This window comes from Streptomyces sp. NPDC004327 (assembly GCF_042873935.1).
GTDB lineage: Bacteria > Actinomycetota > Actinomycetes > Streptomycetales > Streptomycetaceae > Streptomyces.
Map to the genome: position 1 here is coordinate 718,558 of NZ_JBIAME010000001.1, position 15,491 is coordinate 734,048.

The 15,491-nt window shown below is 73.6% G+C and carries 11 protein-coding genes and 1 riboswitch; of the genes, 7 read left to right on the forward strand and 4 right to left on the reverse strand.

Going from position 1 to position 15,491, the window contains the following annotated elements; translation table 11 throughout:
• Positions 1-66: 66 nt before the first annotated feature.
• Positions 67-1,107, reverse strand: a complete 1,041-nt coding sequence (locus ACFYU9_RS03140; RefSeq protein WP_389341823.1) for an ABC transporter substrate-binding protein — start codon at positions 1,105-1,107, stop codon at positions 67-69.
• 89 nt (positions 1,108-1,196) lie between these two features.
• Positions 1,197-1,320: riboswitch (cobalamin riboswitch) on the reverse strand.
• Between the two features lie 216 nt (positions 1,321-1,536).
• Here ACFYU9_RS03140 and ACFYU9_RS03145 point away from each other — a divergent pair.
• The 6 genes from ACFYU9_RS03145 to ACFYU9_RS03170 all read left to right on the forward strand — a co-directional run bounded on the left by ACFYU9_RS03145 (position 1,537) and on the right by ACFYU9_RS03170 (position 10,408).
• Positions 1,537-4,692, forward strand: a complete 3,156-nt coding sequence (locus ACFYU9_RS03145; RefSeq protein ID WP_389341826.1) for an ATP-binding protein — start codon at positions 1,537-1,539, stop codon at positions 4,690-4,692.
• Between the two features lie 88 nt (positions 4,693-4,780).
• Positions 4,781-4,951 carry a hypothetical protein gene (locus tag ACFYU9_RS03150; protein WP_389341829.1) on the forward strand — a complete coding sequence of 57 codons (171 nt, stop codon included), beginning with the start codon at positions 4,781-4,783 and terminating at the stop codon, positions 4,949-4,951.
• A complete protein-coding gene (locus ACFYU9_RS03155; RefSeq protein WP_389341832.1) occupies positions 4,948-6,396 on the forward strand; it encodes an amidase in 1,449 nt (482 codons plus the stop codon). Before ACFYU9_RS03150 ends, ACFYU9_RS03155 begins: the two co-directional genes overlap by 4 nt.
• A gap of 147 nt (positions 6,397-6,543) precedes the next feature.
• Positions 6,544-6,990, forward strand: a complete 447-nt coding sequence (locus ACFYU9_RS03160; protein ID WP_389217846.1) for an MscL family protein — start codon at positions 6,544-6,546, stop codon at positions 6,988-6,990.
• Positions 6,991-7,444: 454 nt separating this feature from the next.
• Positions 7,445-9,619, forward strand: coding sequence for a M4 family metallopeptidase (locus ACFYU9_RS03165; RefSeq protein ID WP_389342963.1), 2,175 nt, complete (start codon positions 7,445-7,447; stop codon positions 9,617-9,619).
• Positions 9,620-9,925: 306 nt separating this feature from the next.
• Positions 9,926-10,408: an ATP-binding protein gene (locus ACFYU9_RS03170; protein WP_389341835.1), complete on the forward strand. Its 483-nt coding sequence runs from the start codon at positions 9,926-9,928 to the stop codon at positions 10,406-10,408.
• 48 nt (positions 10,409-10,456) lie between these two features.
• On the opposite strand, the gene ACFYU9_RS03175 is transcribed toward ACFYU9_RS03170, so the two are convergent.
• The 3 genes from ACFYU9_RS03175 to ACFYU9_RS03185 form a co-directional block, all read right to left on the reverse strand.
• Positions 10,457-11,962 (reverse strand): carboxylesterase/lipase family protein, encoded by a 1,506-nt coding sequence (locus ACFYU9_RS03175; protein WP_389341837.1) that lies wholly within the window; start codon positions 11,960-11,962, stop codon positions 10,457-10,459.
• Positions 11,963-12,085: 123 nt separating this feature from the next.
• Positions 12,086-13,336 (reverse strand): MFS transporter, encoded by a 1,251-nt coding sequence (locus tag ACFYU9_RS03180; protein ID WP_389341840.1) that lies wholly within the window; start codon positions 13,334-13,336, stop codon positions 12,086-12,088.
• Positions 13,337-13,497: 161 nt separating this feature from the next.
• Positions 13,498-14,442 carry a LysR family transcriptional regulator gene (locus ACFYU9_RS03185; RefSeq protein ID WP_389341844.1) on the reverse strand — a complete coding sequence of 315 codons (945 nt, stop codon included), beginning with the start codon at positions 14,440-14,442 and terminating at the stop codon, positions 13,498-13,500.
• A gap of 71 nt (positions 14,443-14,513) precedes the next feature.
• Between ACFYU9_RS03185 and ACFYU9_RS03190 the strand changes: the two genes are divergently transcribed.
• Positions 14,514-15,248, forward strand: a complete 735-nt coding sequence (locus ACFYU9_RS03190) for an SDR family oxidoreductase (RefSeq protein WP_389341847.1) — start codon at positions 14,514-14,516, stop codon at positions 15,246-15,248.
• Positions 15,249-15,491: the final 243 nt, after the last annotated feature.

Sequence of the window (15,491 nt, forward strand, 5' to 3'; positions counted from 1 at the left end):
CGGCCGCGGCGGGGTGTTCGGCGCCGCCGCGGCGCGGCGCGGCCGCCGTTCCCGCTTCCGGGCGGGTCACTTCGCGAAGCCGTACGTCTTGAGCGCGGCGGCGACCTTCTCGATGCCCTCGACGGTGCGGACGGTGGGGTTCATGGCCTGTCCGCTGAGGATCACGTACCGCTTGTTCCTCACCGCCGTCATGTTCCGCGTGACCGGGTGGGACTCCAAGAACTCGATCTTCTTCGCGGCGCTCTCCGCCGACTGCGCCTTGCGGGTCAGATCGGCGATCACCAGCACGTCGGGATCGCGGTCGGCGACGGTCTCCCAGTTGATCTGCGGCCACTCCTCCTTCGTGTCGTCGAAGACGTTCTTCACGCCGAGCGCCCCGCTGACGATTCCCGGTGCGCCGCAGCAGCCCGCCATGTAAGGGCCCTGGGAGTCGGAGAACCAGTAGAGGACGGAAGCGCCGCCGAAGTCGACGCCTGCCCTGGCCGCGGTGACCCGGGCGCGGAGCTCCCCGACGAGCTTCTCGCCGCGCTCCGGCACGCCGAACACCCGGGCCAGGTCGCGGATCTCCCCGTACACGGTGTCCATGGTCAGGGGCCGGGTCCGCACCCCGTCGCCGTCTCCGCCGTTGTCCTTGCCGACGCAGTCCGTGGGGGAGAGGTAGGCGGGTACGCCGAGCTTGGTGAACCGCTCCCGGGGTGCCACGCCGCCCTTGCCGAGGGTGTACAGGAAGGAGGCGCTGACGAAGTCCGGCTCGGTGCCGAGCACCTTCTCGAAGGACGGATAGCGGTCCGCGAGCCGGGGGACGTTCGCGTTGGCCTTCTCCAGGCCCTTGAGGACGGGGTCCGTCCAGGTGGCGGTGCCCACCATCCGGTCGGCCAGCCCGAGGGAGAGCAGGATCTCGGCCGAGCCCTGGTCCAGGGCGACCGCCCGGCGTGGCGCGCGATCGACCTCGACGCGCTGCCCGCAGTTGTCGAGCACCACCGGGAAACCCGGGCCGGAGCCCTTCGCCCCGGGCGGGGCCACCGTCCCGCCCGTGCCGCAGCCGGCCAGGAGAACGGAACCGGCCACGAGCAGCGCGGCGGAACGGACGGGATGCGTGAGGGGCACGGTGAGGAGTCCTCTGCGTCACGGCTCATGCGCGGAGCCTGTCGTACGGTGCTTCCCGGGCGGCGACACGTGCCGTCCGGGTCGCCAGCAGGTCTTCGGACTCGGGGTCGTCCGGACGGAGCGCCTTCCCGGGCCCCTCGGGACCCAGTGGCCGCTGCTCCGCCCGTCACCCTCACCGCTGCGCGTCAGCTCCGGATTCCCACCGGATTCCCTGACCCCCGTACCCGTCGTGCGGATGCGTACAGGGGTGCGACTGGCCCGGGCAAATTACCACAGGACGATCTTGGTCCCGCCGAGCCGTCCGCCCACCGGGGCCCCGGGAGAGGACCCGGCCTCGCCTCCCTGGCCGCGCCCCGCGGCCGCCCGGCGCACGGGCGCGGAGCCCGCGGGTGACGGGTGGCGAACGCCGCCCGGTGGGAGAATGCCGGTGTGAGCGCGCGCGTTGAGTCGCTTCTCGTAGGCCGGGGCGCGCTGCTGACCTCTCTGTGCCGTCAGGTGGACGCAGCTGCCGTCGGCCGGGGTGGGTCGGTGCTGCTGGCCGGGGAACCGGGCATCGGGAAGACGGCCCTCGCGGCCGAAGTCCTGGCCTACGCGCGAAGCGCCGGGGTGACGGTGGCCTGGGGCAGCTGCGAGGACGGGGGCGGCGCACCCGGTCTGTGGCCCTGGCGGCAGATCCTCCGCTCGGTCACCGGACGACCGGAGCCGCTCGGCGACGCCGCGGGCACACCGGCTCGCAGTGGCGCGGAGGACGCCAGGCGGGCGCTGTTCGAGGAGGTCGCGGAGCGTCTGCTGGCAGGCGGCCGGCCGCTGGTCGCGGTGCTGGACGATCTGCAGTGGGCGGACACCGCCTCGGTTCTGCTGCTCGGCCATCTCGGCCGCCGGGCCAGGCACGAGCCCCTGCTCCTGGTCGGGACCTACCGTGACGTCGAGCTCGCGCCCGATCACCCGCTGCTCTCCTTGGCGGACGCGGACACGGTCGTACTGGGCGGTCTGGCGCCGGCCGAGGTGGCCGTACTCCTGGACCGGTTCGGCGGGCAGGCAGGAGCGGGGGCCGCCGGAGCGGAAGAAGCCGCTGCGGAGACCGCTGGACGGGGTGGGGCCGCCGGACCGGGAGGGGCCGTCGCGGAGACGGCGGCCGCGGTGCAGCGGCGCACCGGGGGCAATCCGTTCTTCGTGCAGCAGATCGCCCGGCTGCGTGCCGCGGGCGGGGACGGCGGGACGGTGCCGGTCGCGGTCGGGCAGACGGTGGCCCGGCGCCTGGCACGGCTGCCGGACCGTACGGCGCGTCTGCTGGCCGCCGCGGCGGTGCTCGGCCGCCGGGGTGGGATCCTCCGGCTGGCCGCCGTCGCGGGCGTTCCGGCCACCGAGGTACCGGGCCTGCTGGAGCCGGCCGTGGACGCGCGGATCGTCACGCGCGACGGCCGGGACGGCTACCGCTTCGCGCACGACCTGTTCCGCGAGGAGCTGATGGCCGGGCTCGGTCCGGCCCGGCGCGCCCGCACCCATCTCGCCGTCGCACGGACGCTCGAAGGCACCGGGCATCCCGCCGAGCTGGCCTGGCACTACGCGCAGGCGCTGCCGTACGGCCCCACAGAACCGGCCATCCGTCACGCCGTACGAGCGGCCCGGGAAGCGCTGTCGCAGCTGGCGTACGAGGAGGCCGCCGGCTGGTGGCGGCAGGCCGTACGGCTCACCGCCCCGCACGATCCCGGGCTCCTCCGGCTGCGTGCCGCACGGGCGGAGGCCGAGCTGTCCGCCGGTGCCAGGGACGCGGCCTCGCGCGAGTTCGCCGAGGTCGCCGCCCAGGCGCGGGCGCAGCCGGAGCTGCTGGCGGCCGCGGCTCTGGGGCTGCACCGGGCCGGAGTCCGCAGCGGCGATTCACGGCGCGACGTGGTCGGCCGGCTGGCGCAGGCGGAGGCCGCCCTGCGCGGCGGCCCCCACGCGAGGGCGCACGCCGAGGTGCTCGCCGCACTGGCACGGGAGCTGGCCGACGGCCCGGAGCGGGACCTGGCCCGCGCCCGGGATCACGCCCGCCAGGCGGCCGAGACCGCCCGTACCGCCGGTGATCCCCATGCGCTCGCCACCGCGCTGTTCGCCCAGCACGACGTCGAGTGGGCGCCGGGCACGGCACGGCGGCGGCTGGCGCTCGCCGACGGGATGGTGGCGGCCGCGATGGACGCCGACGACATCGCCTTGGAGTTCGAGGGAACGCTGTGCCGGTTCGTGGCGCTGCTGGAACTCGCCGACCCCGCCGCGGCGGCGGCCCTGCGCCGGGCGGCGGACGCGGCCGAGCGGTCCCGGCTGCCGCGCGCCCGCTACCTGGTGCGCTCGCGCGAGGCCGCGTGGGCCCTGATGGAGGGCCGGTTCGAGGCGGGCCGGCGTCTGGCCGAGGAGGCGGCCGTGCTGGCGGAGGCGATCGGCGAGCCGGACGGCCGAGGGGTGACGGCGACCCAGCGCGTCGCCGCCGCGCTGGCCCGGGAGGGACCCGACGGCGTCGCGCCGGTGTTCGAGGAGTTCGGCGATGCCGGTCTGCCACCGGAGTTCCTGCCGCACGGGCGCTGCTTCGCGTATCTGAGGGCGGGCGAGCCCGAGGCGGCGGCGGCCGTCCTGCGGGCGCTGCCCCCGGCCGAGGAACTGTCGCGGTTCCGGTGGCGGGCCCTGGCCGGCATGGCCTTCGACGTGGAGCTCGCGGTGGCGGCCGGCGTTCCCGAGGTGTGCGCGGACCGCTACGAGCGACTGCTGCCCTACGAGGAGGAGACCGTCGTCATCGGCGGCGGCGTCGCCGTCCTCGCCCCGGTGGCGCTCTACCTCGGTCTGGCGGCGACCGGACCGGAGGCCGCGGCGCACCTGGAGACGGCTCTGGCGGCTGCCGACCGCCTCGGCGCCCGGCCCGTCGCGGCCCGCGCCCGGCTCGAACTCGGCCGGCTGCTCCTGGCGCGCCACCCCGCCGGCGAACGCGGCAGGCAGCTGCTCTCCCAGGCGCTGACCGTCGCCGAGGAACTGGGAATGGACTGGCTGCGCGACCGGGCCCGGGCCGCCCTCGCGCAGGCGGACACCGGCCACGTCTTCCACCACGACGGGCAGCTGTGGACACTCGGCTACGCGGGCCGCACGGTGGTCCTCAAGGACGCCAAGGGACTGCACGACCTGGCACTGCTGCTGTCCTGCCCCGGCCGGGAGATCCCCGCGACCCGTCTGCTGACCGGCGAGGACCTGCCGTCCCCCGGCAGCGACGAGCTCGCGGACGACCGGGCGCGCGCCGCCTACCGGGCGCGCCTCGACCGCCTCGACGAGGAGATCGCCGACGCCCGCGCCGGCGAGGACCTGCCCCGGCTCACCCGCGCGGAGGAGGAGCGCGACGAGCTGATCGCCGAGCTGCGCCGCGTGTACGGTCTCGCCGGACGCCGGCGCCGCCTCGGCGACCCGGGCGAACGCGCGCGCACGACCGTGACGGCCCGGATCCGCGATGCCATGCGCCGGATCGAGCAGGAGCACCCTGAGCTCGGCCGTCATCTGTCCGTGACGATCACCACCGGGCGTGCCTGTGCCTACCGCCCCGGGCAACCGGTCCGATGGCGGCTGTGAAAGGTCGGCCGTGAGCGGCGGGTCCCACACCTCGTGAGGAGCGTTCTCACGCCTCCTGGTCACCGGCAACCCGAAAGAGGTGATCACGATGGCACCCCTGGACACAGCCGCGGTCGACGAGGCCGTGGGCACGGTCCTCGGCGCGACGGCGGGCGGAACGCGACCGCGAGACGTCCTCACCGCCGCCGGCCCCACCCGCATCCGTCGCAGCGCCGAGGACAGCGTTCCGGTCGACATCATCCTGGAGGCACGGCCATGACCACTCTCGCCGGCTCCGACATCGAGAGCGTCACCGCACTCGACGCCCTCGGCCAGGCCGAGCTGATCCGCAGCGGCCGGCTGAGCGCCGAGGAACTCGTCACCGCCGCGATCACGCGCATCGAGCGTCTCGACCCCCGCCTCAACGCCGTGATCACGCCCGCCTTCGACCGCGCCCTCGACCAGGTCCGCGCAGGGCTCCCCGGCGGACCCTTCACCGGCGTCCCGTACCTGCTCAAGGACCTCGCCACCGAGCAGGCCGGCGTGCGCTTCACCGAAGGCTCGGCCTTCCTCCGGGACCACGTCTCGCACCTCGACCAGGAACTCGTCCGGCGGCTGCGGGCGGCCGGTCTCGTCCTGCTCGGCAAGACGAACACCCCCGAGTTCGGCATGGCTCCCACCTGCGAACCGCTACTGCACGGGCCCACCCGCAACCCCTGGGACCCGACCCGCACCACCGGGGGCTCCTCGGGCGGCTCGGCCGCGGCCGTCGCCGCCCGCATGGTCCCGGCCGCGCACGCCAACGACGCCGGCGGCTCGATCCGCTTCCCCGCCTCCTGCTGTGGCCTGTTCGGCCTCAAGCCCACCCGCGCCCGCGTCCCGCTCGGGCCCGCCTACGGCGACGCCTTCGGCGGGTGGGCCGCCGAACACGCCCTCACCCGTACGGTCCGCGACTCGGCCGCCCTCCTGGACGCCGTCGCGGGTCCGGAACCCGGCGACCCGTACCCCGCGCCGCCCGTGCCCGGTCCCTTCCGGCTCGAAGCGGAACGGGACCCGGGACGTCTGCGGATCGCCTACAGCCTGCGCACCAGCGGCGGCCACCCCCTCCACCCCGACTGCGAGGCCGCGCTGCAGGACGCCGTCCAGCTGTGCGCGGATCTGGGCCACGAGCTCGTCGAACAGGACCTGCCGGGGCTCACCGACGAGGTGGGCGAGGCCATCGGCACCGTGTTCGGCGCCGCGATCGCATGGATCGTCGGCTACTGGACGCGCGAACTGGGCCGCGAGCCACGGCCCGGGGAACTGGAGCCGTACACCCGCGCCTACCTGGAGTACGGCCGGCGCGTCACCGGAGGCGACTACCTGCTGGCCGTCACCACCCTGCAGGCCTTCGCCCGCACCGTCGCGCGATTCCTCACCCGGTACGACGCGTTCCTCACGCCGACCCTCGCCCGGCCACCGCTTCCCCTGGGCGAGATGACCGCCACCGAGGAAGATCCCTGGCGCACCGCCCGCAACAGCGCCCCCTTCATCGCCTTCCCCGCCGTCGTCGCCAACGTCACCGGCGCCCCGGCCATGTCCGTCCCCCTCCACCGGTCACCGGCAGGACTGCCCATAGGCGTCCACTTCCTCGGCCGCTACGGCGACGAGTCCACCCTGTTCCGGCTGGCCGGACAGCTCGAACGCGCCCGCCCCTGGTCCCGGCAGGCGCCGGACGTCCGCTGACATCATCGGCGCACCCGGGCTGCGGCCGTCCGTGGGTCATCGCGCCGTGGCTTCGCCACCGGCCCGGGTGCCTGCGATTAGCTGCTGAGCACCCCTCGCGCCGTGCGCACGTGCCCGGCACGAGGGCATCCAGGAAAGGAAGCGGACGTGATCAAAGGCTTCAAGAACTTCCTCATGCGGGGCGACCTCGTCACCATCGCCGTCGGGCTGGTCATCGCGCTGGCCTTCTCGACCCTGATCAAGGCGTTCACCGACTTCGTGATCAACCCGATCGTCAGCCGCTTCCAGGGCGGCACGTCCCAGGGGCTCGGATGGCAGCTCGGCGACGCGGGGAACAAGGCGACCTACCTCGACCTGGGACAGTTCATCTCCGCCCTGATCTACTTCGTCATCTTCATGGCGGTCGTCTACTTCCTGATCGTCGTGCCCTACAAGCACTACCAGGCCCGCCGTGGTGTCAAGGCGTTCGGCGAACCCGGCCCCGTCAAGACCTGCCCGGCCTGCCTGTCCGAGGACCTGCCCGCCGCCGCGAGCAAGTGCCTCCACTGCGCCACCGACCAGCCCCCGACCACCGTCACCGCAGCGACCGTCTAGTACTTCCGGTCCGGCTCCAGTCCGCCTTCAGTCCGGCGCCGACTTCGCCGCCACCTGCTCGCAGTCGTCTTCCACGCACCAGCCATGGCCACGCCGGCCATGGCTGGTGCGCTGGTCACTCACCCGGGCTGTCGGAGTCTGGCGCGTCAGGGGCTTGACACGACCAAACGCATGACAGGTACGGATCAACAATGGCACGCTGTCGACCGGCCGCACGGGACAAGGCCCCCCACAGGGGTTCCGCACCGCTGCGGTCGTGTTCTCCTCACCGCACCATCGGCTCTACTCGGTCAGTACCCGCTGTCCGGGCTGTCACCAGCCACAACGCTGGTCGCTGCAGAAGGAGTTCCGTGTGACCCGATCCGCCCGCAGAGCCGCCGCCACGAGCGCGCTGATAGCCGGCGCCGCGTTGGTCGCGGCCGTGCTGCCGTCCGGCGCCGCCACCGCCGACACCATGAGCCAGGCCCCCGCCACGGCACAGGCCCCCGCCAAGGCCCACGCGCGCGCCGGCGCACTGCCGGTGCGGTTGTCGCCGTCGCAGCGCGGCGAGTTGCTGGCCGCGGCGAACGCGTCCCGGGCGGTGACCGCCAGGTCGCTGCACCTGGGGTCGCAGGAGGCGCTGATCGTCAAGTCCGTCCTGCAGGACGCGGACGGCAGCCTGCACACCCGCTACGAGCGGACCTTCGCCGGACTGCCGGTCCTGGGCGGCGACCTGGTCGTCCACACCGCCGCGGACGGCTCCGCCAAGGGCGTCACCAAGGCCGGCGAGGCGACCCTCACCGTCGCCTCCACCACCGCCGCCACGAGCGCCGGCTCCGCGAAGACCTTCGCGCTGGGCCGCGCCAAGGCCAAGGGTGTCGCGAAGGCGAAGGCCGGCAACGCCCGCAAGGTCGTCTGGGCCGCCTCCGGCACCCCGACCCTGGCCTGGGAGACGGTCGTCGGCGGCACCCAGGCCGACGGCACCCCCTCCGAACTGCACGTCGTCACCGACGCCACGACCGGCAAGAAGCTGTTCGAGTTCCAGGGCATCGAGACCGGCGTCGGCAACAGCAAGTACTCCGGCCAGGTCACCCTCGGCACCACACCGGCCGACGGCGGCTACTCGATGACCGACGGCCCCCGCGGCGGCCACAAGACCTACGACCTGGGCGGCGGCAGCTCCGGCACGGGCGCGCTGTTCACCGACCCGGACGACACCTGGGGCGACGGCACCACCGGCGACCGGCAGACCGCCGCGGTGGACGCCGCCTACGGCGCCCAGCTCACCTGGGACTACTACAAGGACGTCCACGGCCGCAACGGCATCAGGAACGACAGCGTCGGCGCCTACTCACGCGTCCACTACGGCAACGCCTACGTCAACGCGTTCTGGTCGGACGCCTGCTTCTGCATGACCTACGGCGACGGCTCCGGCAACGCCAGGCCGCTCACTTCCATCGACGTCGGCGCCCACGAGATGACCCACGGCGTCACCTCCCACACCGCGGGCCTGATCTACGGCGGCGAGTCCGGCGGCCTCAACGAGGCCACCTCCGACATCATGGCCGCCGCCGTGGAGTTCTGGGCCGACAACCCTTCCGACCCGGGCGACTACCTCGTCGGCGAGAAGATCGACATCCGCGGCAACGGCACGCCGCTGCGCTACATGGACAAGCCCTCCAAGGACGGAAGGTCCGCCGACGCCTGGTCCGCCGGCCTCGGATCCCTCGACGTCCACTACTCCTCCGGCCCGGCCAACCACTGGTTCTACCTGGCCTCCGAGGGCAGCGGCGCCAAGACCGTCAACGGCGTGGACTACGACTCCCCGACCTCCGACGGCCTGCCGGTCACCGCGATCGGCCGGGACGCCGCCGCCAAGATCTGGTACAGGGCCCTCAGCACCTACATGACCTCCTCCACCGACTACGCCGGTGCCCGCACCGCCACCCTCCAGGCCGCCGCCGACCTGTACGGGCTGGGCAGCGACACCTACATCAACACCGCCAACGCCTGGGCCGCCATCAACGTCGGCCCGCGCATCGTCAACGGCATCCTGCTGAACAACCCCGGCGCCCAGAACAGCGCGGTCGACACCGCCGCCGGCCTCCAGATCCGCGCCACCGGCTTCAACCCCGGTGTCCTCACCTACTTCGCCACTGGCCTCCCCGACGGCCTGAGCATCAACCACGTCACCGGCCTCATCACCGGCACCCCCACCACGGTGGGCACCAGCGACGTCACCGTGACCGTCAGGGGTTCCATGCACGGCATCACCACGGCGACCTTCAGCTGGCACATCGCCAGGGGCATCGTCGGGAACACCTCCGACGTGCCGATCCCGGACGCGGGCGCGGCGGTCTTCTCGGACGTCGACGTCACCGGGATCTCGGGCCAGGCGCCGAGCGACCTCAAGGTGGACGTGGACATCAAGCACACCTGGCGCGGTGACCTGGTCATCGACCTGGTCGCCCCCGACGGCACGCTGTACCCGCTGAAGAAGAGCAACGGGTCCGACGCGGCCGACAACGTGCTCGCCACCTACACGGTGGACGCCTCCGGCCAGGTCGCCGACGGCACCTGGAGGCTCCGGGTCCAGGACGTGTACCGCGGCGACACGGGCTACATCGACAGCTGGAGGCTCATTTTCTGAGCGCGCCCGGCAGCAGGCGCTGTCCGGGGGCCGGAAGGTACCCCGAGCAACAGCAGGCACGAGCCCGACCGGAGCACCGGGGCGGAGTGCCGGATGAGCGGGCGGGCCCGGTGACTGATGCCGGGCCCGGGCCGGCCGGTTCGGGTAGTGTCGGTCCCGGGCCCGGCAGGGTCCGTTCCTCGCGGGCCCGGACCCGGCTCGCGTACCGCTTGCGTACCCCTTAAGCCGCCGACCCGGATTGTTTCCCCCGGCGCCTGCCCCGACCGTGGAGAGCGGGGGTATCCATCCGCCGTCCCGGGAGACCCGATGTCAGCCATCCCGCACCTGCGACCGGCCGTCCTCGCCGAGGACCGGATCCGCGTCCACGCGCAGCACCGGCCGGACCTGCCGTCCGCCGAGCGGCGGACCGCAGGGTGCACGGCGCCCGCGATCGCCGCCTCGGTGCCGGTCCTGCGGCGGTTCGCCCGCGGTGTGGCGGCCCGCTGGGGCCTGCCGGACGGGGTCGACGACGCCCTCGGACTCGTGGTGAGCGAGCTCGTGGGCAACGCCGTGCGGCACAGCGGCGGCCGCGACGTGGGCCTGCTGCTCTGCGCCGACCGCTCGACGCTGGCCGTCGACGTCAAGGACAACGGCCGATGGCTGCTCCGCCCCGGCCGGCCACGCCACGAGGACGAGCTCGTGTGCGGCGGCCGGGGCCTGGACATCGTCGAAGCGTGTGCGCAGCGCTGCGTCGTCCACACGAGGCGCGACGGTACGCACGTGTACGCGGAGATACCCCTCGGTCTTTGATGGGTACCCCTGCCCATTGACGTGCCTCGGCGATCCGCGCTCACGCCATCACGGCAGGGGCCGGTAGGGCACGCCCCGCCACAGGGCACGGGTGGGGGAGAGGTCGTCGGGGGTCGTCAGATCGGTGGGAACGGCCCAGGTGCGGACCGGTGTGGCGGTGGCGGTGACCGCGGGCCAGCCCGGGTCGCCGTCCGTCGCGAAGTCGGCCCAGGCGCGGAGCATACGACGGGACAGCGCGCGGTCCTCGCCGTCGGGGGCGCCTCCGATGAGGAAGTCCGCGCCCGGCGCGTCCAGGTTGCCGAAGGCGAAGGGGACGTCGGCGGTGTGCCACGGCCGGGCGGCCCCGCGCCGGCGGGCGAAGCGGGCCAGGTGGGCCCGGCCGCCGCCGCGCGCGTGGTGTTCGGCGAGCCGGGTGGTGTACTCGCCGAACTGCGCGTCGCCGAAGAGCGCCAGATACCGGTCGAGGACCGGGGCGTGCGGCATCAGCCCGGTGTAGCCCCCGACCAGGCGAGCGGGGAGTCCCAGCGCCTCGGCGAACTCCGCGAGCGCCGCCTCCGTGGCGACCTCCCGTACGGCACCGACCATGTGGAGGAACCACTGCTCCTCCACCGCGTGGCACACCAGCAGGTCGACGTCCCGCGCCGCTCCCGAGGCGAGCGCGGTCAGCGGATCGGCCGGCAGCACCTCGCCGTCCACGACGGGCTGGAAGATCACCGGAGCGTAGGAGTGGAGCGGGGTCACCGGATCGGCGGCGCAGCGGGCTGCGGCCCCGTCGGAGGCGGCCACCAGCTCCTCGGGCGCCACGGACAGCAGCCCTTCCGCCGTGGGGGAGACCCCGGCCTCCTTGGCGATCCGCCCGGTCACGGCGGCCGCGAGCCGGGGCGAGTAGAGGACGTGCGGCACGCTGTGCGCGACGGCCCGGCGGAACAGCCCCCGCGTCCGCTCCATGGCCATCAGGCAGACGACCGCGGCGCCGCCGGAGGAGTGCCCGGCGAGGGTGACGTTCGCGGGGTCGCCGCCGAACGCCGCGATGTTCTCCCGGACCCAGCGCAGCGCGGCGACCTGGTCGAGCAGCCCGCGGTTGTGGGGACGGCCGGGCACGTGCCCGTAACCCTCGAACCCCACACGGAAGTTGCAGCTGACGACGACGAGTCCGGCGCGGGCGAGCGCGGCGCCGTCGAAGTCGGGCTGCGCGGAGGACCCGAAGGTGTTGGCCCCGCCGTGGATCCAGAACAGGACCGGCAGTGCGTCACCTTCGCTGCGCCCGGGGGTCCATACGTTGACGGTGAGTATGTCCTCGTCCCCGGGACGCCACCCGGGCGCGCCGGGGAGCTCCGCCGACTGCGGGGCCACGGGCCCGAACGCCGTACCGTCACGGACCCCGTCCCAGGCCGCCGCGGGGTGCGGCTCTTCGAAGCGCCGGTCGCCGAACGGCGGCGCGGCGTAAGGAATTCCGAGAACGGCGACGACATCGCCGGCATCGGCTTCCTTGCCGCGCACCAGGCCGCCGGCCGTCCGGAACACCGTCTCGTACTCACAAGATCGTTCACTCATGCGGCGCAGTCTCGCCCACGCCGCCGCGCCCCGCCAACGGCGCCCGTCGACGCCCGTGCGACGCGCCCCCGTCAGGGACGCGAAGGTCCGAGGCGGGCCCTCGACCTGGCACCTACTCCCTGGTCACCCCGTCACTACCGCGGCAACCTCCGGCTGCGGCCGGGTCCGCATACCCCAGCGGGCAAGAGCCGGGCCGGCAGCACCCAGCGCCGCGAAGAACAACGCCAGCAGAAGCCAGCCCGCCGTGCCGAGGCCCAGCACCACCGTGGTGAGGATCGCAGGGGCAAGAGCCTGGCCCGCGTTGAAGCCGAGGCCGAGGACACCCTGGTACTGGCCCATGGCATGTTGGGGGGCAAGAGCGAAGCCCACGGCGAAGCACGCCGAGGACTCCCAGACCTCGCCCAGGCTGTGGACGAAGATCGCCGCCAGGACCAGTCCCGCTGCCGCCCAGACAGGGGCGTACGCCGCCAGCGCCATCAGCGGACAGCTGACGAGGAAGAGCAGCCCGGCGGCGCGAAACGCCCTGCCGCCGTCGTACGGGGTCTCGACGCGGGAGCCGATCCTGGTCTGCATCAGGACGCAGAAGGCGGAATTGACGGCGAACAGTGCGGCCACCGTCCAACGCGGCGCCTCGGTGTGCTGGGAGATCCAGATCGGCAGGAGCAGGGAGACCACCGGGTACTGCAGTCCCATGGCCCCGTAGTAGGCGGTGAACGCCAGGAACGGACGGTCCGCGAAGACGAGCCAGCGCCGCTGCTGCGGCGGCGCCGGCAGCACCGGATAGCGGGGCAGCAGAAGCAGCAGCACCGCGCACAGGGCGAAGCTCGCCGCGTTGCCGAGAATCAGCGTGACATAGGCGCCGCGGGTGTCCGCGGCCAGCGCCAGCCCGGCACCCACCGTTCCCAGGATGACGCCCAGGTTGACGAAGGTGCGCAGCTTCGCCCGGAACCTGGCCGGCCGTTCACCCCCGACCCGGGCCACCAGAGCCCCCCACGCCGCCCCTCCGACCGCCGCGGCGATCTGGTCGACCGTCGCGATGATCGTGAGCGCGGCCCAGCTCTCGACGAGGACGAGGGCCGCCATCGACACCGCCTGGACCGCGAGGGCCAGCACCATGATCACGCGTGCGCCGCGCCGGTCGGCGAGATGACCCCCGGGGATCCCCGCGCATAAGCCGATCACTCCGGCGATGGTGAGCGCGGCGCCGACCTGCACCGCGGGCAGGCCCACGGCCAAGGTGAAGTAGAGCGCCGACGCCGCGTTGAACAGACCGTTGCCGACCCGGTTGACGAAACTGGCGGCGACCAGCACGCGTTCCGGCCCGCTGTCCCCCGCCATCCGGCCTATTCGACTTGCCAAACCGTCCTTGATCATGGACCGCAGGCTAACAGCGGCGCAGAACTCGCCACAGGGGTAAGAAGATTGCGTGTCCTCACGGCGACGCCGGTCCCGACGCGTGTTGCATCCCGAACAACGGGACGGGTGCTGGGCTCCAAGGGAAGGAGGGCCGGAGACGGGCAAGGCGTCCCGGTCCCTCAGGCCAGTGCGGTCACGTGGTCGGGGTGGTGGGCGGCGACGTCGTGGGCGGCCCGGACGAAGGCGGCGACGGCCGCGGATCGCGAGGTCTCCGGCCAGGCGACCACGACCGCGCTGGGGCTGAGGCCGGTGACCGGCCGGTACACGATGTCCGGGCGCTGGTGCCGCTCGGTGGTGGAGAGCGACAGGAACCCCACCGCCTGGCCCAGCGCGACCACCTCCAGGAGTTGCTCGACGCTGGCCACGAGCGGCCCCTCAGGAGCGTCGGCCGGCGCAGGGCCGGTGTGGCCGTGGTCCGCTTCCGCTCCGTCGCATCCGGTGTAGTACGCGGTGGTGGAGGGGGCGGCCCCCTTCCAGCGCGGGATCGGTTCGCCCTCGAGGTCGGTCAGCCGCAGTCGCCGGCGTCCGGCCAGCCGGTGCCCGGCGGGGAGGACGGCGAGTCGCGGCTCGACCACGAGCGTCTGGGAATCCAGCCCTTGACCGTCGAACGGGCTGCGCAGCAGCGCCACGTCGGCACGGCCGTCCCGCAGCATGGCGATCGGCTCTCCGCTGCCGCCGACGACGACTTCAGGAGGCGGCAGGTGCGAAGCCGCTTCCCGGTAGGCGACGAGGACCTCCCGCAGCAGCCCGGCATCGCCTCCGGGTTTGACCGCCACGACGAGCCGGGGCGCCGGCTGACCGGCCCGGCGTGCCCGCCGGGCCGCCGCGTGCACCGCGTCGACCGCGATCCGCGCCTGGTCGAGCAGCACCTGACCGGCGTGGGTCAGCCGCACCTGACGGGTGGTGCGCTCAAGGAGGCGCACCCCGAGCCGGGACTCCATCTGTGCGATCGCCTTCGACAGCGGGGGCTGCGCCATCCCCAGGCGTAGCGCTGCCCGGCTGAAGTTCAGTTCCTCGGCGACCGCGATGAAGTACCTCAGCTCCCGCACTTCCAGCTCACTCATATCCGTGGACTATAGATCCAGACTCTTCTGGTCTTTCCCCGCGGCCCGTGGGTGAGGGGAGGCTGGGTGCCATGACGACTTCACAGAAGACCGCTCTGATCACCGGCGCGAACAAGGGCATCGGCAAGGAAACGGCGCGCGGGCTCGCAGCCCTCGGCATCACCGTGCTGATCGGCGCCCGCGACGCCGAGCGTGGCGAGGCGGCGGCCGAGGAGCTTCGCGCGGGCGGCGCCGACGTACGGTTCGTGCCGCTGGACGTCACCGACGAGACCTCGCTCCAGGCGGCCGCCCAGCACATCGACACCACGTTCGGCCGCCTCGACATCCTCGTCAACAACGCCGCGATCGCCGCCGGACCGCAGAAGCCGAGCGAAACCCCCGCCGCCACCGTCCGGCAGGTCTACGAGACCAACGTGTTCGGCGTCATCGCGGTGACCCACGCCATGCTCCCCCTGCTCCGCCGCTCCGCCGCCGCACGCATCGTCAACATGTCCAGCGAACTCGGCTCCCTCACCCACCTGGCCGACCCGGGCAGCCCGTGGTCCGCCTACTCCTCGGTCCTCCTCCCTTACTGCACCTCGAAGAGCGCGCTGAACGCGATCACCGTGCTCTACGCCGATGAACTGCGCGCCGAAGGCATCCTGGTCAACGCGGTGAGCCCCGGCTACTGCGCGACCGACCTCAACCGCCACACCGGGATACGCACGGCGCAGGAGGGCGCGTCCGTGGCGGTCGACCTGGCGACGGCGGGCGAGGACGGCCCGACCGGCACCTTCCTGGCCGAGGACGGGCCGATTCCCTGGTGAGACCGTGCCGCGCCGGGGAGGGAACGAGGAGTCGTGCCGCATGACCCCTCTCACGCCGTCCGGCGCGGCCGGCGGGCCCCTGGCGGACGGACGTACCGGAGTACACAAGTGCGCATCCGGAGGCAGGGCGGCGGGGGGGGGGGCGCCCCCCGGGGCCCCCCCCGCCCCCCCCCCCGGGGGGGGGCCCCCCCCCCCCCCCCCCCCCCCCGCCCCCCCCCCCCCCCCCCCCCCCCCCCCCCACGT